Genomic DNA, 26,030 nt, shown 5'->3' with positions numbered 1-26,030 from the left:
AGGCGCAACGCCTGCGCGCTCGAGCGCGGCCTTGATGACGATCGCACCCAGGTCGGGCGCCGCCACCTTCGCGAGCGAACCGCCGAATTTGCCAACTGCCGTACGTGCGGCCGAAACGATCACAATGTCAGTCATGTTGAGCTCCTGCTCTGCAATTACGCTGAAATATCGATGTCTTGAAGCTGAGCCGGCAAATGCCGCGCCCTCGTCGTTCAGTCACGACGACGAAGGCGGGTATTGGCGTATTGCCGGTGTGGCAGGAACGGAAATCAGGCCTTGGCCTGGCTCGTCGACTTCGCGGAAGCCGCCTGGACGGCAACCGGCGCGGCTTCCTGGACGGAGGCGGCAACGTTCTGGAAATTGCTCTGGGCCGTTTCGATGGCCTGGCGGGTCACGCCGCGCAGCGTTTCGGCAGCATTGTTCACGGCGGCGAACGTGGAGTTCATGGCCGCGATGAACGACTCGGCGCCAACGGGCGCGTTCTGCGTCAGGCCTTCGGAAAAGGCCTTGAAGCGCTGCTCCTGCTCGCCCGATTGCACCTGGGCGGCCTGGATGAGCTCGTTTTGGGTCGTCGTCGCGATGTCGACGAGGTGGCGGCCGTACGACATGGCCTTGGCGGCGGCCTGCTGCGACGCACCAATCTGCTGCGTCAGGAACTCAGAGGGATTCCCGCTTTGCAGGGCACCCTTGAGCGTCGCTTCGCTTTCGGCAATGGCAGCCTTGCTGGCCTGCACGTTGAGATCGATCACGGCCTGCACGCCCTGGAAAACGGGTTTCGTGAGCGCAAAGAACGCTGCGACGCCGGCTTGGTAGTTCGCGCGGAATTGTTCGGGTGCGGAAACGGACATCAGCTCATGCTCCTTGGTTAGTCAAACTAATTAAAGCGCCAACCCCCGATGGCCTGACTGACGGCTGTATATCTATGTTTGAAAACTAATGCTGCATCGCCGCAGTCAATCTAGAGTGTCCATTCTAAGACAGAAATTTAACAATTTTGTGGCGCTTCTTATTAGGTAAAAACCCTGATCTCAAGTCCTTCGGGTTCGGAACTTGCAGTTGTCAAGCAACATACGTTCCGAATCGAAAAACACGACGCTGAGCGCGGAAATTGCATGCGGGATAAACGGCCCGAGCGACGGATTTTTGCGGCGGCGCCGTTCAAGTCATATGGGGACTGTTGACCCCGCTCCGGCTACAAAGGGATTGCGGGCCACCGGGCATGATGTGGCATAGATCGGCATAAGGCGTGAATGCCCGACTTCAAACTGGGAAACGACTATGACAGCGCGGCAGAGGGTTCGCATGCGGTTCAACCGTTGCGGACCGCCGGGGCCGGGAAGGCCTTGAACGAACGCGATCCAGACGCAGACCTCGTCGCGCGCGTGGGCGCGCGCGATCCGCTTGCCGTGCGCGCGCTCGTCGCGAGCAAGCTGCCGCGCCTCATCGCACTTGCCACGCGCATGCTGGGCGATCGCAGCGAAGCCGAAGACGTCGCACAGGAAGCATTCGTGCGGATCTGGAAGCAAGCGCCGGCCTGGCGCACCGGCGAAGCGAAATTCGACACGTGGCTGCACCGCGTGGCGCTCAACCTGTGTTACGACCGCTTGCGCGGCCGCCGCGAAGAGACCGTAGACGACGTGCACGCCATGAGCGAGCCAGCACCCGATCCCGCAGGCTCGCCCGACCAGCAGATCGAAGCGCGCACGCGCGACGAACGCGTGCGCGCCGCACTCGCGGCGCTGCCCGTGCGTCAGCGCGAAGCGCTCGTGCTCACTTACTATCAGGAGCTGTCGAACCTCGAAGCAGCCGCCTTGATGGACATTTCGGTGGACGCGCTCGAAAGCCTGCTGGCGCGCGCCCGGCGCACCTTGCGCGCACAACTGGCCGGTGAAGCTGCCGGTAAGGACTCCGTATGACACCCGAACGATTCCACACTCTCGTCGCGGCGTATGGCGCCGACCCGCAGCGCTGGCCGCAGCATGAGCGCGACGACGCGCTCGAGTGGGCGCGCTCACATCGCGCGCAAGCCGACGCGGCGCTCGACGAAGCCATGGCGCTCGATAGCTGGCTCGCGCGCGACATGATCGCGCCGCCCACGCGCGCGCTCTTTGAGCAGATCGTTGCGGGCGCACCGGTCAAGCCTGCTGTGAAGCCCATCTCCGCCGCGAAACGCCACAGCTTCTGGTGGTCCGGCGCGGCGTTCGCGGGCGCGGGCCTCGCCGGAGCGCTCGCGGGCGCGCTGACGATATCGTTTGTCGTGCTCGGCGGCACGACGCCCGTAGCGCCGCACGAGCCTTATCTCAGCACGAGCTTTGGCGGGACGAGTTCGGACTGGAGCGAATCGAACCTCAACACGGGCGCCGAAGGGAGCGACGAATGAACGGCCGCTCATGGAAGACGCTGCTCGTCGGCTCGGTGCTCCTGAATGTCTTTCTGCTCGGCGCCATTGCGGGCGGCGCCTGGCGCTGGCTCGCCGTGCGCGACGAGCCGCAGGCACAACCCGCGCAGCGCGTGGCGTTGCGCTTCGCCACCGAGGCGCTTTCGCCGGAACGCCAGCAGCAGTTCGCGCAAGCGCTCAAGTCCTCGCGCCGCGAAGGCCGAGAGTACGCGCGCGACGGACGCGACGGACGGCGCGCGGTGCTCGACCTGCTCGCCGCGCCGCAACTCGACCGCAACGCCATCGACGCCGCGCTCGCGCGCACGCGCACGGCGGATAGCGCGTTGCGTGCGCAAATCGAAAGCGGCGTAGTCGATTTCGCGGCCACGCTCACGCCCGAAGAACGCGTGAAGTTCGTCGAGGGACTCGAGAAGCGCGGCCAATGGCGGTTGCCTGTGCCGCAGCAAAAGCAGCCGCAACGCGCCGCAAGCGAGGCAAGCGACGCGCAATAAAAAAGTAGGCCGACCAGCGACGGATCACACGGGCGATGACCGTTTAACGGAAATACGCAACGCTCCAGCGAACCCAAGGACCGCGCATGGAAAGCCCTTCGAATCCCCGCGCCGGCGCAATCGCCATGAACCGCTTCGGCCTGGGCGCGCGCGCCGATGAAACGCCGCCCGCCAACCCGCAAAGCTGGCTGCTCAGCCAGTTCGCTGCATACGAACCGTCGCCCGCAGCATGGCGCAACGAGCCGGGTGTGCTGGCACTCGCCGCCCGCTTCGGCACCGAGCGCCAACAAGGCATGGCGGACGTCGCGGCAGCGAGCGCGGCTTCTGCGACTAGTACGCAAACGAACGGCCAACCCAACGCACAACAAGCCGCGCGCCGCGCGGTCAATCAGGCGATCCGCCGCGAGAGCGTGGGCATCTACCGCAGCGCGGTCAATGCGCGCCTCACGAGCGCCCTGCAGACCGACACGCCCTTCGTCGAGCGCCTCGTGCATTTCTGGTCGAACCACTTCGCCGTATCGGTGGATAAGGCGCTCATTGCAGGCATTGCGGGCGCATTCGAAAGGGAAGCGATACGGCCGCACGTGCTCGGCAATTTCGCGGACATGCTGGTCGCTGTCGAGCAGCACCCAGCCATGCAGCTCTTTCTCGACCAGACGCGCTCGGTTGGGCCCGACAGCCGGGCCGCGCTGCGCGCCGATCAGCGCGACCCCGCGCACAAGCGCGGCCTGAACGAGAACCTCGCACGCGAGATCATGGAACTGCACACGCTCGGCGTGCGCACCGGCTACACGCAAGACGATGTGACCGAATTCGCGCGTGCGCTCACGGGCTGGAGCGTGGCGGGCGTGCGCGGTCCTCAGCCGGGGAATGTGGCCAATGCCGCCGCGCCCGGCAGCTTCGTGTTTCGCCCCGCCCTGCACGAGCCGGGCGAGCGCACCGTGATGGGCAAGCGCTACGATCAGCCTGGCGAACTGCAGGCGCTCGCCATCCTCAACGACCTCGCGCATGCGCGCGCCACGAGCCGCCATATCGCGTTTCAGCTCGCACGCCACTTCGTCGCCGACAATCCGCCGCCCGCACTCACCGAGCGCCTGGCGCTTGCCTTCGAACAAAGCAGCGGCGATCTTCCCACCGTGTACCGCGCGCTCGTCGAAGCGCCGCAAGCGTGGGCGCCGGTCGATGCGAAGTTCAAGACGCCGTGGGAATGGACCGTATCGTCGATGCGCGGTCTCGGTTGGCGCGAACCCGGCGACATGAATGCGGCGCCGCTGCTCACGCAACTTGGCCAGCCGGTGTGGCGGCCAGGCTCGCCCGCCGGTTACGACGACATCGCCGCGAGCTGGGCCGCGCCCGATGCGCTCGTGCGCCGCGTGGAAGTCGCGCAGCGTTTCTCGGCGCGCGTGGGCGACCGGCTCGACCCGCGCACGCTCGGCAACACGCTCATGGGCGCCACGCTCAGCACGTCTACAGCAAGCGCAGTCGCGCATGCCGAAAGCGCGTCCACGGCGATCGCCTTGCTGCTCGTCTCGCCCGACTTTCTGAGGAGATAACCGCCATGGTTTCCCGCCGCCATTTCCTGCGCGTCACTGCCGCTGGCGCAGGCGCGATGCTCGTCGCGCCGCAGATCGTGTTCGCCAGCGTCGAAACCGAGCGCCGCTTCGTGTTCGTGATCCAGCGCGGCGCGGCCGATGGGCTCAACATCGTCGTGCCCTATGCGGAGCCGGCCTATGCCACGCTGCGCGGCCCGCTCGCCATCGACATCGACCGCACCACGAAACTCGACGGCACGTTTGCGCTGCATCCGTCGCTCGGACAAATGGCCCAGATGTATGGCGAGAAACAGGCGCTCTTCGTGCATGCGATTGCCTCGCCGTATCGCGACCGCTCGCACTTCGACGGTCAGAACGTGCTGGAAACGGGCGGCCGCGCGCCTTACCAGGTCAAGGACGGCTGGCTCAACCGGCTCGTCGCCATGCTGCCTGCCTCGCGCGAAAACGCCGTTGCGCTCGCGCCCACCGTGCCGCTCGCGCTGCGCGGCACGGTACAGGTGAGTTCTTATGCGCCCTCGGCGCTGCCCAACGCTTCCGACGATCTGCTCACGCGCGTTTCGGCGCTCTACGAAGCCGATCCGCAACTGCGCTCGCTATGGACGTCGGCGATGAACGCACGCGGACTCGCCGGCGACGCGAGCGCGCGCCAGGACCCCGCGAGCGTGGGCAAGCTGGCCGCGAGCTTCCTCTCGCGTCCCGATGGCCCGCGCATCGCCATGATCGAAACCGGCGGATGGGACACACACAGCGCACAGAATGCGCGACTCGCGAATCAGCTCAAAGCGCTCGACACGATGCTCGCCTCGCTGCGCGACGGCCTCGGCCCCGCGTGGGACAAGACCACGGTGCTCGTCGCGACGGAGTTCGGCCGCACGGCCGCGGCGAACGGCACGGGCGGCACCGACCACGGGCAGGCTTCGGTGGCGATGCTCGTGGGCGGCGCCGTGGCTGGGGGGCGCGTCCAGGCCGACTGGCCGGGGCTGCGCACCGCTGATCTCTACGAGTCGCGCGACCTCAAGCCCACCGCATCGCTCGACGCATTGATCGCGGGTGCCGCCGCGGAAAGCCTTGGGCTCGATCCGCAGCGCACCGCATCGACGCTATTCGGTGAGGCAGGTGCGAAAAATGCGGCTACGGGTTTGATCAGGGCGTGAACGTTTCAAGCAGACAAACACAGCGTTCAGCGGTCAAATCGCATCCAGCGGATAAATCGGCCGCCGCACCTTCCTGAATTCAAGCTTGCCGTAATCCGAAGTCGTGACGCCCACGCCCGCGCATTCGATCACCTCGCGCGCAAGGTCGCCGAAACCAGCGCGCCAGTGCACGCGGCTTTTCAGCACGATATAGCGCTTTTGCGTCGGGTCGACGCCTACCGAGGAAAGGCAGTTCAGGTCGAACGGCTCCTGATGCGCCGATACCACCACGATCTCCACGTTGCCGGTATCGAGCACCACAGTAGGCCCGGTATTGTTGAGCGCGCCGCGATACATCGGTCCGCGATTGCGGAACACGCCGTCGAACACGAGCTTCACGCGCGCCGTCACTTCGATGGGGCGGCTCGTCTCCTGCAATGCAGGCATCGGCAGCTTGCCGCCTAACGAGAGCGTGACTTCATTGCCGATGCCCGCCGCGATCGCCTGCTGCACCGCTTCGGGATCGTAGATCGCATAGAACACTGCGTTGTCGAGGCCTTGCTTCAGGACCTCGGCCAGCACCTCGGTGGTATCCATCGTCCCACCCGACGCTGTGTTGTCGCAATGGTCGAGCAGCACGAGCGGCCCAGCGCTCGTCGAAGCCTTTGCGCGCGCAACCGATTCGGCCAACGGCTCGCTTGCATAGAGAAACTGCTCGCGCTCGCGCCACGCTTCGTCGAGCAGCGCGTCGCGCAATTCGCCCGCTTTCGCTTTGTCGCCATCGGTGCACACCACAACGCTCAGGCCCGCGTTTTCGATATCGGCGTTCGGAAAGCCCACGAACAGCGAGGCCGCCAGCGCATCGCCCTGCTCGTACCTCATGCAGCGCCCCTGCAGCGATCGGTTCGGCTCGGCGTGCGTGCCCTGACGCATCACGTGAGGCAGCATCGGTTTGTTGCCCCACGCCATCACCGGCTTGATCTCGCCCGCGATCGTACGCGCGAGTATGCGCGCCGCGCGCAATCCGGCCTCGTACATGTCGACGTGCGGATACGTGTGATAGCCGGTGACGACCGTCGCGTGCTTCACGATGTCGTCGTAAAGATTCGCGTGCATGTCCAGTGTCACGGCCACCGGCGTATGCGGGTCGATCTCACGCAGGCGGCGCAGCAGCGTGCCTTCGCCGTCGTCGAGCGATTGCGTAACCATGGCGCCGTGCAGATCGAGCAGGATGCCGTCGTAGCCGCCCTTCGCCACCTCGTCGAGAATCAGTTGCGTGATGCGGCGGTAAGCGTCGTCATGCACGGGGCCGCTCGGAAAGGCATCGGCGGCAACCGGCAGCACGATTTGCGCGCCGAGTTCGTCGGCCACGTCGATGTAGGCGCCCAGCGCGCCGCCCGTGCCGCGGTAGGCTTCGAGCGCCTGCTCGCCCGCGACCGCGCCGCCCGTGCGGCGAAAGAACCGCTCGAACGGCGTGGGAACCGGCGAAAACGTATTGGTTTCGTGTTTGAACATCGCGAGCAGCAAACGCATGAAGGTTTCCTTTCGATGTGGAGGACGTTTCTTCGCACTGCCTGGCTAGTTATAAAAACCCCGATGTATTGCCAACGCCTGGCCGACTTTCAATCCGCGTGCCATTGCCTGTCGGCATCGAGCGGATACACCGGGCGCGCGAGCCGCTCGTACTGAAAGAGACCGTAATCGGAGCCGGTCACGCCGCGGCTGTCGCATTCCACAAGCGCAGCCGCGATCGGCACGAACACCGGACGGCAATACATGCGCGACTTCAGCAGCAGAAAGCGCGCGCGGCGCGGGTCGATGCCCACGCTTTCGAATACGCCGAGGTCCCACGGCTCGTGGGTGCGCTCGGTCACGACGAGCGTCGCGGCGCCGATATCGAGCACCGCCGCGCGCCCCATGTACGCGCGCTGCCCCGTGTAGGTCGGGCCGGTGATCACATATTCGCCGTCGGTGATCGCCCGCACCACGCCTGTCGCCATGAAGGGCGCGCGCGGTGCGGCGCCATTGCGTGCGAGCTTGTTCCCAACGCCCAGCGTGACCTTGGCGCCCACGCCCGCGTCGATGAGCGCCGCCACGGCCTGCGGGTCGCATAGCGGGCCGCTCACCATGCCGGTCAGTCCTTGCGCGAGCGCGGCTTCGAGCAGGTCCATCGTGTCGCAGGTGCCGCCCGACATGCAGTTGTCGCCGTGGTCGAGCAGCAGCACGGGTTTGCCGGCGCCTTGCGCCAGCTGCGCCGCCTGAGCGACCGACGCTTCGAGCGGCGCACTGCGATAGACGAATTCGCTGCGTTCGTTCCAGATCTGCCGCGCGATGCGCTCCGCAACGGCATCCGCCGCCGCCGCGTCGCCGTTGCCCACCACCACCACGCTGATGCACGGCGCGGGAATATCGGCAAGCGAAAAGCCCGCCAGTACCGAAACGGCCAGCATGCCCTGCGCCTCGGCCTCGCGTGCCGCCTCGACGGCGCGGTGCATGGCGCCTTCGGCGCTCGCGCTTAGCAGCGTCGAAGTGAGCAGCGGCGGCTGCCGCCACGCCAGAACCGGCTGCGCGCGGCCATGAATGCGATCGAGCAACAGGCGCGCCGCGTGTTCGCCGGTCTCGTACATATCGACGTGCGGATAGGTCTTGAAGCTCACGATCACATCCGCGTTGTCGATCATTTTCTGCGTGACGTTGCCATGCAGATCGAGCGCGACGGCAATCGGCACCTCAGGCAGCGCGGCGCGCACGCGTGCGAGCAGATCGCCCTCGCCGTCCGCCGATTGCTGCGCCACCATCGCGCCGTGCAGGTCGAGCATCACCGCGTCGCAGCCGGGCGAAGCAGCGACGATGGCCTCGCAGATCGCATCGTAGGCATCCGCGGCAACGGGGCCGCTCGGATTCGCCGAAGCCGAAACGGGCGTGACGAGTTGCGCGCCTTCGCGCTCTGCCGCGTCGATGAACGCCGCCATCGCCGTGCGCATGCCCTTGTTCTCGCGATACGCCGCTTCGCCCCACGCGGGGCCGTCGCCGCCGAACGCCGCAAGCGGCGTGGCCACCGGCGAGAACGTATTGGTTTCGTGATTCATGCGCGCGATCAGGATCTTCATGCAGCGTCCTCCTCACGCACAGCAGCCACGCCCGCAGCCGTCAGCATCGCGTGCAGCAGCACGTTGCAGCCGGCCTCCAGATGTTCGGGGCGCGCGTCCTCGATTTCGTTGTGGCTGATGCCGTCCTTGCAGGGCACGAAGATCATGGCCGTGGGCGCCACGCGCGCGAGATACACGGCATCGTGCCCCGCACCGCTCACAACGTCCATGGCGGAAAGGCCGAGCGTTTGCGCGCCCGCTCGCACGGCTTCCACGAGCGCGGGATCGAAGGGCTGCGGGGGGAAGTACACGACCTGCTCCACGTCGATGCTCATGCCTGCCTCGCGCGCCGCCGCGCCGCACGCTGCGCGCAATTGCGCGTCCATTGCCGACAACGCAGCGTCATCGGCGGCGCGCAGGTCTACTGTCAACGTCACGCGGCCCGGAATCACGTTGCGCGAATTGGGATGCACGTCGACCCAGCCCACGGTGCCTCGCCCATGCGGCGCGTGCGCAAGCGCAATGCGGTTCACTTCCTGGATGAGGCCCGCTGCAACGAGCAGCGCGTCGCGGCGCGAATCCATCGGCGTGGGTCCCGCATGGGCCTCCATGCCGTGCACCGTTACGTCGTACCAGCGTTGGCCGAGCGCGCCTTGCACCACGCCGATCGTCTTCTCGTGCGCTTCGAGCACGGGCCCCTGCTCGATATGCGCTTCGAAATACGCGCCCACACGATGCGGCGCGAAGGGCCCCGCGCCCGCATAGCCAATCTTCGCAAGCGCTTCGGATACCGAAACGCCATCCCGATCGCGCTGCACGAGCGCGTGCTCGAGTGTGAACGCACCGGCGAACACGCCCGAGCCCATCATCACCGGCACGAAGCGCGAGCCCTCCTCGTTGGTCCACACGGCCACTTCGAGCGGCGCGAGCGTGCGCGCGCCCGCTTCTTCCAGCGTGCGCAGCACTTCGAGCCCCGCCAGCACGCCGTAGTTGCCGTCGAACTTGCCGCCTGTGGGCTGCGTGTCGATATGGCTGCCGGTCATCACGGGCGGCAGGTCGTCGCGCTCGCCCGCACGCCGCGCGAAGATGTTGCCGATGGCATCCACGCGTATCGTGCAGCCCAACTCTTTCGCCCACGCCACGAACAGATCGCGCCCTTCACGGTCGAGCGGCGTGAGTGCGAGGCGACACACGCCGCCCTTTTCCGTTGCGCCGATCTCGGCCAGCCGCATGAGGCTGCCCCACAGGCGAGCGCCGTTCGTGCGCAGGCCGGCGAGCGGCCCGCGAGTCATTTCCTGAACTTGCATCGATTGGGTTCCTTGCTTGAATGGGAGGCGACGTTCAAACCACGCCCACGCCCAGATAGCGGTCCTTGACCGTATGATCGGCGGCGAACTCGGCGTTGCCGCCCGTGTAGACGATCACGCCCTGCTCGATGATGTAGTGACGGTCGGCCAGTTGCGTGCACACTTCGAGGTTCTGCTCGACCAGCACGATCGCCACGCCCGCTGCCTTGATCTGCTTGAGCTGGTCGACGATCTCCTCGACGATCACAGGCGCGAGGCCTTCCACAGGTTCATCGAGCATCAGAAGACGCGGGTGATTCATGAGCGCGCGCCCGATCGCGAGCATCTGCTGCTCGCCGCCCGAGAGCTGCGCGCCGCCGTTCTTGCGCCGCTCCTTCAGGCGCGGGAAGATCCGGTAGATGTCTTCGAGCTGCCACGGCGAATCCTTGCGCGCGCCTAGGCGCAAGTTTTCCTCCACGCTCAGCAAACGGAAAATGCCGCGATGCTCCGGCACGAAGCACAGGCCAGCCGCCGCGATACGGTGCGCCGGCTGTCCGCTAACCGTCTTGCCGGCGAAGTCGATCACCCCGCCACGCGGCGCCACCACGCCCGCAATCGTCTTGAGCGTCGTGGACTTGCCCGCGCCGTTGCGGCCGAGCAGCGTGACCGTTTCGCCTTCGTTCACCTGCAGCGACACGCCCTGCAGAATATGGCTCTTGCCGTAGTACGCGTGAATATCCCGCACGTCGAGCATCATGCGCGGCCTCCCGTAATCATGTTGCCGAGGTAGGCGCTGCGCACGCGTTCGTCGCCGCGTATTGCATCCGGTTTGCCCTCCACGAGCACGCGGCCCTGCTGCATCACTGTGATGGTGTCGGAGATGTCCATGACGATGCCCATGTTGTGCTCGATGAGCACGACCGTATAGTCGTCGCGCAGGCCGCGGATCAGCGCCTTCATGTCGTCGAGATCGTCGATGCCCATGCCCGAGGTGGGCTCGTCCAGAAAGATCGCGCGCGGCCGCGCGGCCAGCGCCATGCCCACTTCGAGGCGCCGCTGCTGGCCATGTGAGAGCGCGCCCGCCGCCGTATCCGCATGGCGTTGCAGCGCGAGGCGCTCCAGCACGCGCTCCACCGTTTCCACATGGGCGAGCGCGCCGTGCGGCGGGGTCCAGGCGTTGAGCGCCCGGCGCGCCTGAACACCCTGGGCCGCCACGCGCAGGTTCTCGCGCACGCTCAGGTTCTGAAACAGGCTCGTCACCTGGAACGAACGCGCAATACCGCGCCGCACGCGTTTGTGATCGGGCTCGCGCGAGATGTCGTGGCCATCGAATACGATGGTGCCCGAAGAAATCGGCACCGTACCCGTGAGCACGTGAAAGAGCGTGGTCTTGCCCGCGCCGTTCGGCCCGATCACCGAATGCACCGTGCGCGGCGCGATGCGCAGGTCCACGCCCGAAAGCGCCGTGAATTTGCCGTAGCGCTTCACCACGCCGCGCGCCTCCAGAATCGCTTCGCTCATGCCTGCTCCTTGCTGTGCGCATCCGCGCCTTCTGTGCGCCGCAGCGCGGCCACCACGCGCTCACCCAAACCCCACAGACCGCGCTGCATGAAGAGGCTCACGGCGATCAGCACGAGGCCGAGCAGCAACAGCCAGCGCGGCCAAAGGGTGGAGAGCCAGTCGGCAAAGAGCACATAAAACGCCGCACCGATCACCGAGGCGAACAGGTTGCCGCTGCCGCCTATCACCGTCATCAGCAGGATCATTTCGCTCGTGTGATAGTCGATGTTGGACAGCGGCGCGATGCCGGTCATCATCGCGTGCAGCGCGCCGGCGAGACCGGTGACCGCCCCCGAGATCACGAACGCCATCAGCTTGAAGCGGCTCACGTGATAGCCCGCCGCACCCGCGCGCGCCTCGTTGTCGCGAATCGCGAGCAACGTGCGGCCGAATACGGAGTGCGACACGCGCACCATCAACGCGAACACGACCACGAACACCACCGCGACAAAACCGTAGTACTGCCACGGCGAATCGAGCGCGACGAGTGCGTGCGAGCCGATTGAAAGCGCCGAACGCGGGATGTCGAGCAGACCGTTGTCGCCGCCGGTGATATCGGGCAACGAATAGGCGAGAAAGTAGAAGAGCTGGCCGAACGCGAGCGTGAGCATCACGAAATACGTGCCGCGCTGGCGTATGGAGAACCAGCCGACCATCGCCGCAGCGAGTGCACCCAGTACGGCCGCAGCCGCCAGCGCCACGAGCACCGAAGGCACGCCATGCGTGAGCAGGATGCCGGCGGTATAGCTGCCAAGGCCGAAGAAAATGCCCTGTCCGAACGAGAGGAGCCCTGTAAAGCCGAGCAGCAGATTGCAGCCCAGCGCGGCGAGTGCGAACACGAGCACTTCGGTCGCGAGCGACCCCGAGCGGATGGTGAGCGGCAAAGCGCACACCACGACGATGGCAAGCAGAACATAACGATAGCGCCGCAGCAGGCCGCCAGTCCCGGCCGCATCGGGTGTGCCCGCGCCAGTGGCGAGCTTTGTCGATTCGATCATGCGGCCCTCCCGAGCAGTCCGTTCGGACGCAGCAGCAACACGGCCGCCATCGCCACGTAAATCATGAGCTGCGCGCCTTGTGGCCAGAGCGTGCTCATGAGGCTCTGCACAATGCCGACCAACAGGCCGCCCACCAGCGCGCCAAGAAAGTTGCCCATGCCGCCCACGACGACGACGACGAACGCCACGCTCAACGCCTCGAGCCCCATGAACGGATCGACGCCGCGTATGGGCGCTGCCAGCACGCCCGCGAGTGCCGCCGTGGCCGCGCCGAGCGCGAACACGAGGCTGAACACGCGTGTGACATTGATGCCGAGCAGCGACACCATTTCGGACGACTCACTGCCCGCCCGCACCGCGCTGCCAAGCCGCGTGCCTTCGAGCACCCACCAGAGCAGCACGGCGAGCACGGCGGTGAAGCCGATCACGAACAGACGGTACTTCGGATAAACGAAGCTGCCCCAGATCACCACGCCATTGAGCGCGTCGGGCACGGCCACGTTGTCGCCGAGCGGTCCCCACACGAGAATCGCGCACTCCTGGATCACCAGTGCGAGCCCGACGGTGGCGAGAATATGGAACTCGTGCTGCTGCGCATAGATATGCCGCAATACGAGTTTCTCCACGACCCAGGCAAGCGCGCCCACCGCAATCGGCACGATCACGAGCGAGAGCCAGAAGTTGCCCGACCACTGCAGAAACTGATAACAGCAGTACGCGCCGAGCAGGTAGAACGCGCCGTGCGCGAAGTTCACGAAGCGCAACAGGCCAAAGACGATCGAGAGACCGACCGCCAGCAGGAAATACAGCATCCCGACGCCGATTCCATTGATGATCTGCAGCAGATAGACATTCATGGGGTGCGTAGCGTAGAAGTAACGAACACGTGCCGAACCAACAACGAACAAACGGCACCTGAGCCCGCAATGAAAACCTCAGGCGATCTTGCACTCCGTCTTGTCGAGCGGAAGGAACGACTGGCCCGAGCTGACGATATCCACGTAGTCGTCGGCATTCTTCATCGCCGACTTCTTCTTGCCCTTCAACAGGTAGTAGTTCTTGAGCACCTGGTGGTCGCCCTTGCGAATTTCTTCAGGGCCCGTCAAACCCGCATACTTCATGCCTTCCAGCGCGGCAACGACTTTCTTCGGATCGGCGCTGCCCGCCTTCACCATGCCGTCGAGCAGGATCTTCGAGCAGATGTACGAGCCCGCGAGGCTGTAGTTGGGGTTGGCCTTGAAGGCCGCCTGGGTGCGCTGCACGAGGTCATGATTGAGCGGCGTGTCGATGCCATGCCAGTATTGCGCGCCGAAGTACACGCCATCGCACAGGTCCGGGCCCAGCGCCTCGAACTGTTCGAGACCCGAGGCCCACGCCATGAGGATCGTGCAGTTGTTCTTCATGCCGAAGCTCACGGCCTGGCGCAGCGTATCGGAGGACTGCGAACCGAAGTTGAGAATGAGCAGCACGTCGGGCTTGGCCGCCACAGCGTTCGTCAGATAGCCGCTGAATTCCTTCTCGGTGAGCGAGTGGTAGCTGTTGCCCACGTGCTCGATGCCCTTCTCCTTGAACACGTTCTTCGCGGCGGTGAGCAGGCCTTCGCCGAACACGTATTGCGGCGTGATCGTGTACCAGCGTTTGGCCTTCGGCTGCATCTGGATCAGCGGGCGCACGGTCTGCTCGATCGCGCCGAAGGTCGGCACCGACCAGCGGAACGTGGCGGCGTTGCAGTCCTTACCCGTGATTTCGTCGGCGCCGGCCGTGGTGATGAACACGCCGCCGCTCTTGTCGACTTCCTTGCCCATGGCAAGCGCTTCGGACGACAGCACGCCGCCCGCGAAGAAGCGCACGCCCTTTTGCTGCTCGATCTCCTGCACGCGGCGCACGGCCGTGGCGGGCTTGCCCTCGGTGTCGAGCGTGGTGTAGTCGAGCGGCAAGCCGAGCACCTTGCCGTACTGCTTGACCGCGAGCTGCATGCCGAGATCGGCGTACTTGCCGTTGGCCGCGAACGGCCCCGACATCGGCACGGGGCACGCGAGCTGCACGCCGGCCGCCCCCTGTGCGAACGCCCGTGAGGACGAGAGGACGCTCAGCGCGCCCGGCATGGCCGACAGCGCGGCCAGTTTCAACAGTTCTCGGCGATTCAAGTTGAGGCTCCTTGTGGGGAAACACAGACACGAACGACGCGGCAGACTGCAAAACCGTACCGGCGCCAGCGAGACGGCCTGCGAGACGGTGATTTCTATTTATCATGATAAATAGAATGAACCCGATGCTAGGTATAATTAATTGCAGTGTCAATCCGTCAAAAACCTCGTCGGCCTGGCCACGCCTTCTCACAAGCGGCGGCGCGGCCGGCGCGAAACAACGAAACCAACATTACGCAGGGAGTCGCGAAGATGGTCACGAACCGGGTCAGATCGGGGACCGCCGTCGAAATCAAGCAGCCCAAGCGCGCCGATCTCGTCGCCGAGGAGATCAAGCGCCTGATTACCGAAAAGGACTTGAAACCGGGCGACCGGCTGCCGCGCGAAGCCGAGTTGCAGCAGCTCTATTCGGTCAGCAAGAGCACGATTCGCGAGGCGCTGAAGTCGCTCGAGGTGCAAGGTCTCATCAAGGTGTCGACGGGGCCGAGCGGCGGGGGCATGGTCGTGGAAGTGCCGCTCGACCGCACGCTGCAATTGCTGCAGAACTATCTGTTCTTCAAGGATGTCTCGATCGACGACATCTATACCGTGCGCCAGCAGCTCGAACCCGAACTGGCCGCGGGCGCCGTGCCGCATCTCACCGAAGCGGACTTTGCCGCGCTCGAGGCGAACATCGAATGCTGCGATGGTGCGAGCGCGCCGCATGACCGCGGCCACCTCGTGCGTCAGCGTCAGGAGGACATGACCTTTCACGACATCCTCGCGGCCGCGAATCCCAATCCGTTTCTGCGCTTTATCTGCGAGCTGATCAACGAAATGATCCGGCAGCTGATCGAGTTCAGGAACGACACGCCGATTGCCGAGCATCGCCGCTTTGGCGCTTCGAACGTCAAGATTCACCGCGAGATCGTGAAGGCCGCGCGCGAGCGCGACGTCGAACGTGTGCGCGCGCTCATGGTCGAGCACATGACGGAGGCGCCCAAGCATGTCAAGCGAATGAAAGGCAAGCTGCGCGGGCGGCTGATTCTCGATTCGGAAATCCGCAAACGCGTGCGTGTGATCACAGGGGCTAGCGCAGCGGACGAAAAGGAGGAGTGAGGCATAAGCGCCCGTCCCTGCGATCGCGCCTGTCATTGACTAGACTGGAATGAGTACGCGTGCTTCCCCACTCGTGAAAGGAGGAACGGAAATGCTCACGCAGCGAACGAAGGACATCGTGAAGGCAACCGCGCCCGTGCTCGCGGATCACGGTTACGCCATCATCAAGCGCTTTTACACGCGGCTCTTCGAGGCCCACCCTGAACTGAAGAATGTCTTCAACATGGCGCACCAGGAACAGGGGCAGCAACAGCAGGCGCTCGCGCGCGCCGTCTATGCGTATGCGGAAAACATTGAAGACCCTTCGAGCCTCGGCGCCGTGCTCAAGAACATCGCCAACAAGCACGCGAGCCTCGGCGTGCTGCCCGAGCACTACCCGATCGTTGGCGAACATTTGCTAGGTGCGATCAAAGATGTGCTGGGCGCTGCGGCCACCGAGGACATCATCTCCGCATGGGCGCAGGCCTACGGCAATCTCGCCGACGTGCTCATGGGCATGGAATGCCAGCTATATGAAGATTCCGCCGACAAGCTCGGCGGCTGGACCGGTTGGCGCACGTTCGCCGTGCGCGAGAAGCGGCCCGAAAGCAGCGTGATCACCTCGTTCGTGTTCGAACCGGCAGACGGCGGCCCGGTCGCGAACTTTGAGCCCGGCCAATACATCAGCATCGGCGTGAACGTGCCGGCGCTCGGCTTGCAGCAGATCCGGCAATACAGTCTTTCCGATATGCCCAATGGCCGGACCTACCGCATTTCCGTGAAACGCGAGGCCGGCGGCCCACAGCCGGCCGGCTATGTTTCGAATCTGCTGCACGACCATGTGAACGTGGGCGACGAGGTGAAACTGGCCGCGCCCTATGGCAGTTTCCATATCGACGTGAACGCGCATACGCCTATCGTGCTCATCAGCGGCGGCGTGGGCCTCACGCCGATGATCAGCATGCTCAAGCGAGCGCTTCAGGATCCGCAGCGCAAGGTGGTATTCGTGCATGGCGCGCGCAATAGCGGCGTGCACGCGATGCGCGACCGTTTGCGCGAGACCGCCGCCACGAACGCCAACTTTCAGCTAGAGATTTTCTACAACGAGCCGTTGCCCGGCGACGTGCAAGGACGCGATTACGACTATGCGGGGTTCGTCGACATCGGCCAGATCAAGCAGTCGATTCTGCAACCCGACGCCGACTACTATATTTGCGGTCCCATTCCCTTCATGCGTATGCAGCACGATGCGCTAAAGCATCTCGGCGTTCACGAAGCCCGGATTCACTACGAAGTCTTCGGGCCGGATCTTTTCGCGGAATAGGCTTTCGTGCCGGCAAGCGCGGCCCAAAGGCCGCGCTTGCCGTCTCCATCGCTCAGAATCCAAACACCTTCAATGCGTTGCCGCCGCGCACCGCATCGCTTTGCGCCTTAGGCAAGCGCGCGGTATTGGCAAACGCACCGCGCGTGTCATGCACCTGATGCGGCCAGTCCGTGCCGAACATCACCTGGTCTGCGCCCACTACCGAAATCAGGAACTCGAGCGACGCCGGGCTATACGTGATGCAGTCATAGTAAATATGGCGCAAATAGTCGATGGGCTTGCGCTTCATCTGGCGCCGCTGCGGAATTTCCACGTCGTCGCCCTTGCCGAAGCGGCCCGCGAGATACGGCAGCGCGCCGCCCGCATGCGAGGCGATGATCTTGAGGTTCGGATACTGGTCGAAGAAGCCTTCGAAGATCATGCGCGTGATGGCGAGCGTCGTATCGAACATGAAGCCCACCGACCAGCTCAGGTCGAACTTCGTCATGTCCATTTGCTCGACGCCCGGCGGATCGGTGGGGTGCACGAGCACCGGCAGCGCACGCCGGTCAATCTCGGCCCAGATCGGAGCGAACATCGGGTCGGTGAGGCTGCGGCCCGCCACGTTGGCGAGCACCATTACGCCGCTCGCGCCATTGGCGCAGGCGCGCTCCAGCTCCTGCACCGCGCGTTGCGGATATTCCCACGGCAGCGAAGCGAACCAGCGGATGCGCTCGGGGTGAGCGGCCTGCCCCTCGGCAATCGTGTCGTTGGTCTCGCGCGCGGCCTGGCAGCTCGTTTCCTCGTCGCCCCAGAATACGTTCGGGCATGTCAGCGAAACGACCGAAACGTCGATGCCCGCTTCGTTCATGTGCCTGATGCGAAGGTCGAAATCGAAATGGCCCTTCTGCGGAATCACGACCGGCGTGTTGCCGCGAAACACTTCCTGCTGCCCGTCGGGCCGCGTTTGAATGTTGTAGGCGCCACCGCGCTCCTTGAGCAGTTCGAGCCATTTGTGCGTGAAGATATGGGTATGGACGTCAATGACGGGCATGCTGGTTTCTCCTGTTCGAGATTCGCCGATGGAATGGCTAACGCTTCGTCATCCTTATCGTATGGATCAAAGCATCAGCGTGTATGGATTGCGCTGCTCCGCTCAAATGGACGAAGGCGCCGAAAGGTCGTTCAAGTGCGGTGCTTCGCGCTTGAGCATGAACGCGCCAATCAGACCCAGCGCGAAGAACACCGCGCAGAAGTGGGCAGGCGCCATGTTGTTGCCCGTGGTGTGCAGCAGCCAGGTCAGCACGAACGGCGAGAATCCGCCGAAAATCGCCGCACCGATGTTGTACGAAATCGCGAGGCCCGTGGAGCGTACTTCAGTGGGAAAGAGCGCCGCGAGCGCCGTGGGAATCGGGCTGTTCGAAGCACCGATCAGCAATGCGAACAGCAATTCGACCGTCATGATCGAAACGATGGAAGGCGCGCTCACGATCCAGTAATAGGCCGGATACAGCACGATGAGAAATATGATAAGCGAGCCGCAAATCATGCGGTTGCCGCCCACACGGTCCGCCATATGGCCGAATAGCGGAATGGTGACCACGCGCAACAGTACGCTCGCCAGCAGTACGTTAAAGGGCAGCGTCACCGGCATGTGCAGATTCTGGACCGAGTAAATCGGCAGATAGGTGATGATCACGTACGCCATGACGTTGAGCGCGGCGCTCAGCGTAGTCGCCACGAATAGCTCGCGCGGGTATTGCGACACCACGCGGCTAAACGGCGCCTTCACGCGCTTGTCGATCTGCTCGAATGCCTCGGTCTCCGGCAGACTGCGGCGAATATAAAAACCCACCGGGCCAATGAGCAGACCAAAGAGGAACGGAATGCGCCACGCCCATGACTCGAGCGCATGTGGCGTGAAGAGATGCGTGAGCGCGCTGCCCATGGCCACGGCCAGTAGCGCGCCAAGCGCCTGGGCGAACATCTGCCAGCTGCCGTAGAGGTTGCGCCGCCCCTTCGGCGCGTACTCGATCAGCATGGCCGTCGCCGTGCCGAACTCGCCGCCGGCCGAAATACCCTGCAGCAGCCGCGCACACAAGACGATTGCGGGCGCAACGAGTCCGATCTGCTGGAAGCCGGGCGTAAAGGCGATCATCGCGGCCGCCAGCGTCATCAAGGCGATGACGAGCGTAAGGCCCGCCTTGCGGCCCTTGCGGTCGGCGTACATGCCGAGCAGCACGCCGCCGAGCGGCCGCACGACGAACCCCGCGCCGAACGTGGCCGTGGTCAGCATGAGCGCCGCGTATTCGCTGTCGCCGGGAAAGAACTGTTTGGCGATGATGATAGAGAGAAACCCGAATACGACGAAGTCGTACCACTCCAGCACGTTGCCGAGCGTCGACGCCACGGCGCCGCGCCAGCGTATGCGCGTATCCATTGCTCTCACGACTGTCTCCATGCGGTCAGCTCATGGCTGGCCTGCCTCTATTGGACCTTTAACGACTTCATCGAATCTGCCGCAATGCAATGTAAGGCACTATAGTCATGAAGACAATCGAACAAATTCAATGGCTCCATAAAGTTACTTTATGCAACCGACCATCAAGCAACTGCGCGCGTTCGCGCTTGTCTGCCGCTTCGGGGTGCTCACGCGCGCCGCCGACGAAATGTTCATCACGCAGCCGGCCGTCAGCGTGCTGATCCGGCAGATGGAGGAAGCGCTCGGCATGCGCCTGTTCGACCGTACGTCGCGCTCGCTTCGGCCCACGGTGGCAGCACAGGAAATCCTGCCCACCGTCGAGCGCATGCTGCGCGACCTCGAATCGATCCAGTCGAGCGTGAAAGAGCTGGCCGGGCGCGAGCGCGGACAGTTGCGCTTCGCCGCCACGCCTTCCATCGCGGCAGCCGTCGTGCCGCGCCTCGTGGCCGAGTACCGCGCCCTGTATCCGAACATCGAGGTCTCGATCGACGACGCGGCGCCCGACCGGCTCACCGCCTCCACGCTCACCGGCGACGTGGAGTTCAGCATCGGCACCATCAGCGACAAACCCGAAGGCATTACGCTGCAATGTCTCGCGCGCGACCGGCTTTGCGCGATCTGCCGCAAGGATTCGCCGCTCGCGAAAAAGCGCCGCGTAACGTGGGCCGACGCGCTCGGCTACCCGTGGATCGGCGTGAAGCCGGGCAGCGGCATTCGCGGCCTGATCGACGAAACGCTCTTCGCGCTAGGCGAGCGCAAGGCCATTGAATATGAGGTGGCCTATATGACAACCGGGCTTTCCATGACGCAGGCCGGACTCGGCATCGCGATCTTTCCCGGCATGCTGCTCGGCTCGTTTCCACACCGCGATCTCGTCGCGCGCAAGCTCGAGGCGCCCGTTGTCACGCGCGACGTCAATCTGATCCGTCGCGCCGAGCATTCGCTTTCGCCCGCCGCCGAGTCGTTCATCGAGCTTTGGTACAAGCGCATCGGCAAGCCGGCGGCCGCCTGAAGCCCGCGCGAGCGCGTCACATCACCTGCGCACCACCTCTGCCGAGCATTCGATGAGCCCGCGTATCACGCGGCTGCGCGTGGAAGCGCGCGACCACAGAATGCCGAAGCGGCGTGGCTCGGTTGCCTCCGGCAGCGGGAGGCGCGCGAGCCGCAAGCCCTTTGTAAGCGGCGTGCCGATATCGGGCACGAGCGAGACGCCAAGGCCGCGATCCACCATCAGCGCAATCGCCATCAGCGAATTCAATTCGAACAGCTCGCGCGGCACGATCTTCGCGCGGCGCAGATACTGGTCGGCCTGCTTGCCGCCGCCAAGCGCGCGGTCGTAGCGTATGAACGGCTCGCGCCGCAGCAGTTCGTGCGGATCGGTCCGCGCGAGCTTTGCAGGCGCTAGCACGACGATGGGCTCTTCGCGCAACAGATGCCAGTCATACGATTTCGGCAGCGCGAACGCGGGGTGCAGGCAGATGGCCACGTCCAGCTCGCCGCGCTGCAAGGCCTCGAATAGCTCCGTCGAGGTGCCAGCGCGAATCAGCAGCTTGACTTGCGGAAAAGCCGCGGCGAAGCGTGCCAGCACGTCGGGCAGCACGCTCAGCAGCGCCGACGTGATGGTCCCCACACGCAGCTCGCCGCCCATTTCCTGCTCCTGCGCCAGCGCTTTCAGCTCGTCGAACCCGCGCACCAGCGAGCGGGCGCGCTCCACGACACGCTGGCCCGCCTCCGTGGGAATGACGGTACGCCCCGCGCGCATGACGAGCGCTACGCCCAGCTCGCGCTCGAGCGTCTGGATTTGCTGCGCGATCGCGGCGGGCGTTACGCCCACGCGACGCGCAGCCTCCGCCATGGAGCCGCTCTCCACGACCAGCAGCAGGTTGCTCAGGAAGCCAGTGTCCATAAACGTAGCTTTTCTATAGTTTAAAGATAGATCCGCATAGTTTATCTAAATCATTGCCAATCGTAGACTGCCCTTCAGTGGTGACCTATACGGAATACGTGGAGATGAGAAGCAAACTGTTCGTGCCGGCATCGCGCCCGGAGCTGTTCGAAAAGGCGCTCGTGAGCGCCGCGGACGCATTGTCGTTCGACCTGGAAGACTCGGTGGCACCTGCGCGTAAACCCGAGGCCCGCGAGGCACTGCGAGCCCTGCTGGTTTCGCCCGCCGTGCGTGAACGCGGCAAGGTGCTGATCGTGCGCGTGAACGCGCTCGACACACCGTGGTTCGCCGACGATATCGCCGCCGTGGTTCAGCCCGGCCTCGATTACGTGAATCTGCCGAAACCCGAATCCGCCGACGATGTGCGCGCCGCCGCCGCCGCGATCGAGCGCGCGGAGCGCGCCAACGGCGTAAGCCGCCCCGTGAAGCTGCTGCTCAACGTCGAGTCGCCGCGCGCGCTGCGCGAAGCCGCGACGCTCGCGTCCGCCCATGCACGCGTGGCGGGACTGCAATTGGGTCTTGGCGACTTGTTCGAGCCGCTCGGCATCGCGCGGCGCGATCCGGCAGCCGTGCAGCAGGCCATGTTCAGCCTGCGGCTCGCTGCGGGCGAAGCCGGTGTGTTCGCGTACGATTCGGCTTTCGCCAATATCAAGGATGCCGAAGGATTTCGTGCTGAGGCCGAGTTGGCCCGTGCACTCGGCTTCCTCGGCAAGAGCTGTATTCACCCGAGCCAGATCGCGCTCGCCAACGACGTGTTCCGGCCTTCCGACGACGAAATCGCCCACGCACTGCGCGTGGTGGAAGCCGCGCGCAACGCCGAACGTGACGGCGTGGGCGCTTATGTCGTGGACGGCAAGATGATCGACGCGCCCTTCGTCGAGCGCGCCCGCGCGCTCGTGCAAAGCGCCGAGCGGCTTGGACTCGTTGCGCCCGCAACGTCGAGCGAGGTGCGCCAATGAACTCGCTGCCCGAAATGAACGCCGCGCCGCGCGGCCCGCTCGCTGGCGTGCGCGTGCTCGACCTGAGCGCCTATATCGCGGGCCCGTATGGCTGCACGCTGCTCGCCGATCAAGGCGCGGACGTCATCAAGATCGAACCGCCCACGGGCGACAACCTGCGCAAGTACCCTTCCACGCTCGAAGCCGAAAGCCGTGCCTTTCTCGGCGTGAACCGCGGCAAGCGCGGCCTCGTGCTCGATCTGAAGCAAGCACGCGCGCAAGAGGTGCTGCAGCGCCTCGTCAAACAGGCCGACGTGCTCGTGCACAACTTCCGCCCCGGCGTGCCGGCACGCCTGGGCATTGCGTGGGAACAGCTGCGCGAAGTGAATCCGCGGCTCATCTACTGCGCGGTCACCGGCTACGGCGACCAGGGGCCGAACAAGGACAAGGCCGGCTACGACCAGGTGCTGCAAACCATGACGGGCATGTGCACGTTCCAGGGCAAGCCCAGCGGTCCGCCCGAGATTCTCTATGGCTCGGTGGTGGACTATTACGCCGCCGCGCTCGTTGCAGCAGGGGTCTCCTCCGCGCTGTTCGAGCGCGAACGCAGCGGCGCGGGCCAGTACGTGGGCGTTTCGCTGTTGCGCAGCGCGCTCACCATGCAGTCGGCGCGCATGATCTGGGCCGACGGCGAACCAAAGGACGTAGGCCGCGACATGCGCTCGGGCGGCATCACCGGCATTCATCCCACGCGTGAAGGCTGGCTCTATATCTCGGCGAACACGCCGCATTTCTGGCAGGCGCTCTGCGAAAAAACCGGGCTCGCTGCACTCGCGCAGGACCCGCGCTACGATTCGGTGCGCAAGCGTGCGGAGCATCGCGACGAGATCGTGCCGCAACTGCACGCCGCGTTGCAGGCGCGCAGCGCGCTCGAATGGGAAGCGCACTTCGGCGAGGCGGTGCCCTGCGCGGCCGCGCGCACGATCGAAGATATGTTCGACGACCCGCAAGTGCTCGAGGAAGAGATGGTCACGCGCTACGCCTATCCCGGCGTGGGCGCGTATCGCGGCTTTCGCGAGCCGATTCGTTTCGGCGCCTCGCCTGCACCCGATCCGATCGCTGCGCCCGCCTTCGGCGAACATTCGGACGCGGTGCTGCGCGAGGCGGGCTGGAGCGATGCGGAGATCGAACGCTTGAGAAGCGAGCACGCCGTGCTCTGAACAGAAAAAGCCGCAACCGCGCACGCCGATTCCCGTTAGCGTGCGCGGCAAACAAGGAGACAACGCGATGGACCGTGAGCATCATGTCCATACGATCGATACACCCAACGCACGCATGCAGGCGCCCGCCTTCGCGTGTGATTCGCATATCCACATCTACGATCGCCGCTTCGCGGCATCGCCCGGCAACGGCGCGCATATCGTTGAAGGCGCAACGGTCGAGGATTATCGACGCGTGCAGCAACGCACTGGCACGCAGCGCACGGTAATCGTCACGCCGCGACCTTATGGCACCGATAACTGCGTGACTGTCGACGCGATCCGCCAACTGGGTATCGACAACGCGCGCGGCGTAGCCGTCCTGCGCCCCGAGGTGAGCGACGCCGAACTCGACATGCTCGATCGCGGCGGCATACGCGGCATCCGCTTCACGTTGTACACGCCGCATCAGGCGGTCGTCACCTTCGACATGGTCGAGCCGCTTGCGCGGCGCATCGCGGAACTCGGCTGGCATGTGCAGCTGCACTGGACCGCCGACCAGATCGTCGAGCACGAAGCGTTGCTCACGCGCCTGCCCTGCAAGATGGTGTTCGACCATCTCGCGCGCCTGCCCTTGCCAGTGGGCACCTCGCACCCCGCGTATGGCGTGGTGCGCCGCCTCGCGGCTTCTGGGCGTGTGTGGGTCAAACTCTCGGGCGCCTACCTCGATTCGCAAGCGGGACTCGCGGGCGGTTACGCCGACGTGGCCGAAACCGCGCGCGCATGGGCCGCACTGCTGCCGCAGCGCACCGTGTGGGGCAGCGACTGGCCGCACGTAACGGAAACGCACAAGCCCGACACCGCCTCGATCTTCGATCTGCTCGGCACGTGGGTCGAGGACGAAGCGGCGCGCAAACGGATTCTCGTAAGCAACCCCGCCGAACTCTACGGCTTCGCCCGATGAACTAGCACCACTGCGCCACCGATACAAACAGCCGCGCGCGAGGTACGCGCGGCCACTTTCAGCACCAGGAGACAATACGTGAAGTCCACCGCCACCGCCGCACCCGTGCGCAAGACGCGCTTTACCGACGCGACGATCAGCCTGTTCGAACGCACCATTCCCGACCCGTTCGTGCTCGCGATCCTCATCACCGCGGTCGTGGCCGCGCTTTCGGCGATGTTCGCCCCGCATGCCACGCTCAACACGCTCGTGGTCGGTTGGTACAAGGGATTCTTCAATATCCTTACGTTCGCCTTCCAGATCACACTCGTTCTTGTAACGGGCCACGCGTTCGCCCACGCCGCGCCCGTGCAGCGCGTGTTCAAGGCGCTCGTGGGCATGGCCCGCACCCCCGTACAGGCCGCCTCGCTTACCTTCGTGCTCGTGGCTGTGGCCTCGTTCTTCAACTGGGGCCTCGGCCTCGTGGTCAGCGCGCTGCTCGCGCGCGAAGTGGCCAAGCGCATGCGCGTGGACTTCGCATGGATCGTCGCAGCGGGCTTTTCGGGCTGGGTGGTATGGGCAAGCGGCATTTCCAGCTCCATCGCGCTCGCACAGTCCACACCTGGAAGCGCGATGAACGTCGTGCAAAAGCTTACTGGCCAGGTGCTGCCGTTCAACGACACCGTGTTCACGGCATTCAACCTCGTGCCGGTGATCGTCATGCTCATCGCCACGCCCGTCGTGCTCGCGTTCCTCAAGCCGCGCGACGAAGACGCTGTCGTGCTCGACATCGAAAAGAACCCCGACCCGGAACCGCGCAAGCGCCCCGAAGGCAAGCTGAGCTTCGCGAAGTGGCTCGAATACTCGTGGATCGGCAGCGCGTTCATCGGTCTCGTGGGCGTGACGTTCCTCGTGCTCGCGCGCCTCGAGCACATCGAAGCGTTTTCCGGCGTGAACGCCGTGATCTTCGTCATGTTCATCGCGGGCGTGATCCTGCATGGCTACCCGCTCGCTTACGCAGATGCGGTCAAGAACGCCGCCAAGCAAACCGGCTCGATGATGCTGCAATACCCGCTCTACGGCGGCGTAATGGGCATGATGGACGCCACGGGCCTGCCCAACGTGATCTCGCACTTCTTCATCGCGATCTCGAACACGCACACGCTGCCGTTCTGGAGCTATGTGTGCTCGCTGATCGTCACGTTCTTCATTCCGAGCGGCGGCGGTCACTGGGCCGTGCAGGGTCCGTTCGTCGTGCCTGCCGCGATCGCGCTGCACGCCTCCATGCCCGCCACGACGATGGCCGTCGCAATGGGCGAACAGGTCTCCAACATGATGCAGCCGTTCTGGGCCGCGCCCGTGGTTGCGATGGCCGGCATTGGCGTGCAGCGCGTGCTGGGCTTCACGGTCATGACCTTCCTGCTCGGCACCGTGGTATTCGGCGCAGCGCTGCTGCTGCTCGTCTGACCCGCATTCTTCCCTAAAACC

The 26,030-nt window shown here is 64.9% G+C and carries 24 protein-coding genes and 1 pseudogene; 12 read left to right on the top strand and 13 right to left on the bottom strand.

Annotation, left to right across the window (positions count from 1 at the left end; translation table 11 throughout):
- Together U5A58_RS32525 and phaP are read right to left on the bottom strand one after the other, a co-directional pair.
- A pseudogene (locus tag U5A58_RS32525) lies at nucleotides 1-135 on the bottom strand (acetyl-CoA C-acetyltransferase); the annotation flags it as partial.
- A gap of 134 nt (nucleotides 136-269) precedes the next feature.
- Nucleotides 270-848 (bottom strand): TIGR01841 family phasin, encoded by a 579-nt coding sequence (gene phaP / locus U5A58_RS32520; protein WP_321964481.1) that lies wholly within the window; start codon nucleotides 846-848, stop codon nucleotides 270-272.
- Between the two features lie 402 nt (nucleotides 849-1,250).
- Here phaP and U5A58_RS32515 point away from each other — a divergent pair, with 402 nt between their 5' ends.
- The 5 genes from U5A58_RS32515 to U5A58_RS32495 all read left to right on the top strand — a co-directional run bounded on the left by U5A58_RS32515 (nucleotide 1,251) and on the right by U5A58_RS32495 (nucleotide 5,596).
- Nucleotides 1,251-1,916 (top strand): RNA polymerase sigma factor, encoded by a 666-nt coding sequence (locus U5A58_RS32515; RefSeq protein ID WP_321964480.1) that lies wholly within the window; start codon nucleotides 1,251-1,253, stop codon nucleotides 1,914-1,916.
- Nucleotides 1,913-2,380, top strand: coding sequence for a hypothetical protein (locus U5A58_RS32510; RefSeq protein ID WP_321964479.1), 468 nt, complete (start codon nucleotides 1,913-1,915; stop codon nucleotides 2,378-2,380). The genes U5A58_RS32515 and U5A58_RS32510 overlap by 4 nt, the downstream gene beginning before the upstream one ends.
- Nucleotides 2,377-2,889: a periplasmic heavy metal sensor gene (locus U5A58_RS32505; RefSeq protein ID WP_321964478.1), complete on the top strand. Its 513-nt coding sequence runs from the start codon at nucleotides 2,377-2,379 to the stop codon at nucleotides 2,887-2,889. The genes U5A58_RS32510 and U5A58_RS32505 overlap by 4 nt, the downstream gene beginning before the upstream one ends.
- A gap of 86 nt (nucleotides 2,890-2,975) precedes the next feature.
- Nucleotides 2,976-4,442, top strand: coding sequence for a DUF1800 domain-containing protein (locus U5A58_RS32500; protein ID WP_321964477.1), 1,467 nt, complete (start codon nucleotides 2,976-2,978; stop codon nucleotides 4,440-4,442).
- A 5-nt stretch (nucleotides 4,443-4,447) separates the two neighbouring features.
- Nucleotides 4,448-5,596, top strand: coding sequence for a DUF1501 domain-containing protein (locus U5A58_RS32495; protein WP_415774325.1), 1,149 nt, complete (start codon nucleotides 4,448-4,450; stop codon nucleotides 5,594-5,596).
- A 33-nt stretch (nucleotides 5,597-5,629) separates the two neighbouring features.
- On the opposite strand, the gene U5A58_RS32490 is transcribed toward U5A58_RS32495, so the two are convergent.
- The 8 genes from U5A58_RS32490 to U5A58_RS32455 all read right to left on the bottom strand — a co-directional run bounded on the left by U5A58_RS32490 (nucleotide 5,630) and on the right by U5A58_RS32455 (nucleotide 14,655).
- Nucleotides 5,630-7,108 carry a M81 family metallopeptidase gene (locus tag U5A58_RS32490; protein WP_321964476.1) on the bottom strand — a complete coding sequence of 493 codons (1,479 nt, stop codon included), beginning with the start codon at nucleotides 7,106-7,108 and terminating at the stop codon, nucleotides 5,630-5,632.
- A gap of 89 nt (nucleotides 7,109-7,197) precedes the next feature.
- Nucleotides 7,198-8,685 carry a M81 family metallopeptidase gene (locus tag U5A58_RS32485; protein ID WP_321964475.1) on the bottom strand — a complete coding sequence of 496 codons (1,488 nt, stop codon included), beginning with the start codon at nucleotides 8,683-8,685 and terminating at the stop codon, nucleotides 7,198-7,200.
- Nucleotides 8,682-9,971 (bottom strand): Zn-dependent hydrolase, encoded by a 1,290-nt coding sequence (locus U5A58_RS32480; protein WP_321964474.1) that lies wholly within the window; start codon nucleotides 9,969-9,971, stop codon nucleotides 8,682-8,684. Before U5A58_RS32480 ends, U5A58_RS32485 begins: the two co-directional genes overlap by 4 nt.
- A 34-nt stretch (nucleotides 9,972-10,005) precedes the next feature.
- A complete protein-coding gene (locus U5A58_RS32475; protein ID WP_321964473.1) occupies nucleotides 10,006-10,707 on the bottom strand; it encodes an ABC transporter ATP-binding protein in 702 nt (233 codons plus the stop codon).
- Nucleotides 10,704-11,471, bottom strand: coding sequence for an ABC transporter ATP-binding protein (locus U5A58_RS32470; RefSeq protein ID WP_321964472.1), 768 nt, complete (start codon nucleotides 11,469-11,471; stop codon nucleotides 10,704-10,706). The genes U5A58_RS32475 and U5A58_RS32470 overlap by 4 nt, the downstream gene beginning before the upstream one ends.
- On the bottom strand, nucleotides 11,468-12,508 hold the full coding sequence (locus tag U5A58_RS32465) for a branched-chain amino acid ABC transporter permease (protein WP_321964471.1): 1,041 nt from the start codon (nucleotides 12,506-12,508) through the stop codon (nucleotides 11,468-11,470). The genes U5A58_RS32470 and U5A58_RS32465 overlap by 4 nt, the downstream gene beginning before the upstream one ends.
- Entirely contained in the window at nucleotides 12,505-13,365 is an 861-nt protein-coding gene (locus U5A58_RS32460; RefSeq protein ID WP_321945863.1) for a branched-chain amino acid ABC transporter permease, read from the bottom strand. Before U5A58_RS32460 ends, U5A58_RS32465 begins: the two co-directional genes overlap by 4 nt.
- Before the next feature lie 78 nt (nucleotides 13,366-13,443).
- Complete coding sequence (locus U5A58_RS32455) at nucleotides 13,444-14,655, bottom strand: ABC transporter substrate-binding protein (RefSeq protein WP_158761461.1); 1,212 nt, start codon at nucleotides 14,653-14,655, stop codon at nucleotides 13,444-13,446.
- A 252-nt stretch (nucleotides 14,656-14,907) separates the two neighbouring features.
- On the opposite strand from U5A58_RS32455, the gene U5A58_RS32450 reads away from it, so the two are divergent.
- Complete coding sequence (locus tag U5A58_RS32450) at nucleotides 14,908-15,753, top strand: FadR/GntR family transcriptional regulator (RefSeq protein WP_321938597.1); 846 nt, start codon at nucleotides 14,908-14,910, stop codon at nucleotides 15,751-15,753.
- Between the two features lie 91 nt (nucleotides 15,754-15,844).
- Nucleotides 15,845-17,056, top strand: a complete 1,212-nt coding sequence (gene hmpA / locus U5A58_RS32445) for an NO-inducible flavohemoprotein (protein WP_321964470.1) — start codon at nucleotides 15,845-15,847, stop codon at nucleotides 17,054-17,056.
- A gap of 52 nt (nucleotides 17,057-17,108) precedes the next feature.
- Here hmpA and U5A58_RS32440 read toward each other — a convergent pair whose 3' ends face one another.
- Both U5A58_RS32440 and U5A58_RS32435 read right to left on the bottom strand, forming a co-directional pair.
- On the bottom strand, nucleotides 17,109-18,089 hold the full coding sequence (locus U5A58_RS32440; RefSeq protein WP_321945159.1) for an amidohydrolase family protein: 981 nt from the start codon (nucleotides 18,087-18,089) through the stop codon (nucleotides 17,109-17,111).
- A 102-nt stretch (nucleotides 18,090-18,191) separates the two neighbouring features.
- Nucleotides 18,192-19,475, bottom strand: coding sequence for an MFS transporter (locus U5A58_RS32435; protein ID WP_321964493.1), 1,284 nt, complete (start codon nucleotides 19,473-19,475; stop codon nucleotides 18,192-18,194).
- A gap of 151 nt (nucleotides 19,476-19,626) precedes the next feature.
- Here U5A58_RS32435 and U5A58_RS32430 point away from each other — a divergent pair, with 151 nt between their 5' ends.
- On the top strand, nucleotides 19,627-20,529 hold the full coding sequence (locus tag U5A58_RS32430) for a LysR family transcriptional regulator (RefSeq protein ID WP_321964469.1): 903 nt from the start codon (nucleotides 19,627-19,629) through the stop codon (nucleotides 20,527-20,529).
- Between the two features lie 21 nt (nucleotides 20,530-20,550).
- Here U5A58_RS32430 and U5A58_RS32425 read toward each other — a convergent pair whose 3' ends face one another.
- A complete protein-coding gene (locus tag U5A58_RS32425; protein ID WP_321915111.1) occupies nucleotides 20,551-21,423 on the bottom strand; it encodes a LysR family transcriptional regulator in 873 nt (290 codons plus the stop codon).
- Nucleotides 21,424-21,527: 104 nt separating this feature from the next.
- Here U5A58_RS32425 and U5A58_RS32420 point away from each other — a divergent pair, with 104 nt between their 5' ends.
- The 4 genes from U5A58_RS32420 (at nucleotide 21,528) to U5A58_RS32405 (ending at nucleotide 26,009) form a co-directional block, all read left to right on the top strand.
- The gene (locus U5A58_RS32420) at nucleotides 21,528-22,421 is read left to right on the top strand and encodes a CoA ester lyase (RefSeq protein WP_321964468.1); all 894 of its coding nucleotides are present in this window, start codon (nucleotides 21,528-21,530) and stop codon (nucleotides 22,419-22,421) included.
- Nucleotides 22,418-23,620 (top strand): CoA transferase, encoded by a 1,203-nt coding sequence (locus U5A58_RS32415; protein WP_321964467.1) that lies wholly within the window; start codon nucleotides 22,418-22,420, stop codon nucleotides 23,618-23,620. The genes U5A58_RS32420 and U5A58_RS32415 overlap by 4 nt, the downstream gene beginning before the upstream one ends.
- A 67-nt stretch (nucleotides 23,621-23,687) precedes the next feature.
- Nucleotides 23,688-24,563: an amidohydrolase family protein gene (locus U5A58_RS32410; RefSeq protein ID WP_415774324.1), complete on the top strand. Its 876-nt coding sequence runs from the start codon at nucleotides 23,688-23,690 to the stop codon at nucleotides 24,561-24,563.
- A gap of 78 nt (nucleotides 24,564-24,641) precedes the next feature.
- Nucleotides 24,642-26,009 carry a short-chain fatty acid transporter gene (locus tag U5A58_RS32405; RefSeq protein ID WP_321964466.1) on the top strand — a complete coding sequence of 456 codons (1,368 nt, stop codon included), beginning with the start codon at nucleotides 24,642-24,644 and terminating at the stop codon, nucleotides 26,007-26,009.
- Nucleotides 26,010-26,030 lie beyond the last annotated feature (21 nt).

It is taken from the genome of Paraburkholderia sp. J7 (assembly GCF_905220155.1).
Lineage (GTDB): Bacteria > Pseudomonadota > Gammaproteobacteria > Burkholderiales > Burkholderiaceae > Paraburkholderia.
The sequence above is the reverse complement of the archived record's forward strand: the minus strand, read 5'-3'. Positions and strand labels throughout refer to the sequence as shown.